Annotated in this window: 1 protein-coding gene and 1 pseudogene; both read left to right on the plus strand. The window is 69.1% G+C overall.

The genetic code is table 11. The annotated features are described in order from the left end of the window. Positions 1-579 (plus strand): AAA family ATPase (locus ACIRS4_RS37365; RefSeq protein ID WP_404204603.1); only part of this gene is annotated, 579 nt, incomplete at its 5' end. Beyond that, positions 576-1,285, plus strand: a pseudogene (locus tag ACIRS4_RS37370) (ABC transporter permease); the annotation flags it as partial. The gene ACIRS4_RS37365 and the pseudogene ACIRS4_RS37370, both read left to right, overlap by 4 nt.

The following is a 1,285-nucleotide window of genomic DNA, read 5'->3' on the forward strand; positions in this document are numbered from 1 at the left end:
CTCATCCAGCGCTACGAGCTGGACCCGACCAAGAAGGCGCGCACCTACTCCAAGGGCAATCGGCAGAAGGTGGCGCTGGTGTCGGCGTTCTCGTCGAACGCGCGACTGCTGCTGCTCGACGAACCCACCTCCGGCCTGGACCCGTTGATGGAGCAGGTGTTCGGCGAATGCGTGGCCGAGGCGGTGGCGCGCGGCACCACGGTGCTGCTGTCCAGCCACATCCTGTCCGAGGTGGAGAAGCTGTGCCAGCGGGTCACCATCATCCGGGCCGGCAAGACGGTGGAGACCGGCACGCTCGCGGAGATGCGGCATCTGTCGCGCACCTCCATCACCGCCGAGATGACCGGCAGCCCAGGCGATCTCAGCCGGGTGCCCGGCGTCGAGGACATCAGCGTCGAGGGCAACACCCTGCACTGCCAGGTCGACAGCGAACACCTCGGCGAACTCATCCGGGTGCTCGGCGACGCGGGGGTGCGCAGCCTGGTCAGCCAGCCGCCGACCCTGGAAGAACTGTTCCTGCGCCACTATTCGCTCGACGGCGGCGCGCCCGCCGACGAGCGCGAGAAGGTGTCGAAATGACCGCCGTCACCGCCACCGCGCCCCGCATCGCCGAATCACCTTTGCGCGCGGCAGATTTCACCGGCACCGGGCAGCTGCTGCGGCTGTATCTGCGGCGTGACCGGATCGTGCTGCCGCTGTGGGTGCTGCTGTTCTCGTTGCCGCTGGGCAGCGTCTACATCAAGAGCGTCGAGAAGATCTACAGCACACCGGAGGACCTCTCGCACCTGGCGGCCAGTATTCTCGCCAGTCCCGCCCAGCTCGCCATGTACGGGCCCGTCTACAACCCCACCGATCTGGGGGCCGTGGGCATTTGGAAAGCGGGGATGTTCCACACGCTCATTGGTGTCGCCACCATCCTCACCGTCATCCGGCACACCCGAGCCGACGAGGAGAGCGGCCGCACCGAACTGCTGGCCGCCACCCGGGTCGGGCGCTTGGCGGGCCTCACCGCGGTGCTGATCATGACCTACGGTGCGGCGCTGGCCACCGGGCTGCTCGGATTCGTCAGTCTCGCAGGCACGTCGGTGTCGAGAACCGGATCGCTGGCGTTCGGGCTGGCGCTGGCCGCGTCTGGCATCGTGTTCGCCTCGGTCGCGGCGGTCACCGCGCAGCTGTCGGTGAGCGCGCGGGTGGCGCGCGGGCTGGCCTTCGCGGTGCTGGGCGTCACCTACACGCTGCGGGCCATCGGCGACGCGCGCGCCGGAGACGGGCCGACCAGTCCGCT

The organism is Streptomyces sp. NPDC101166 (genome assembly GCF_044768125.1).
In the GTDB taxonomy this organism is placed as follows: Bacteria; Actinomycetota; Actinomycetes; order Streptomycetales; family Streptomycetaceae; genus Streptomyces.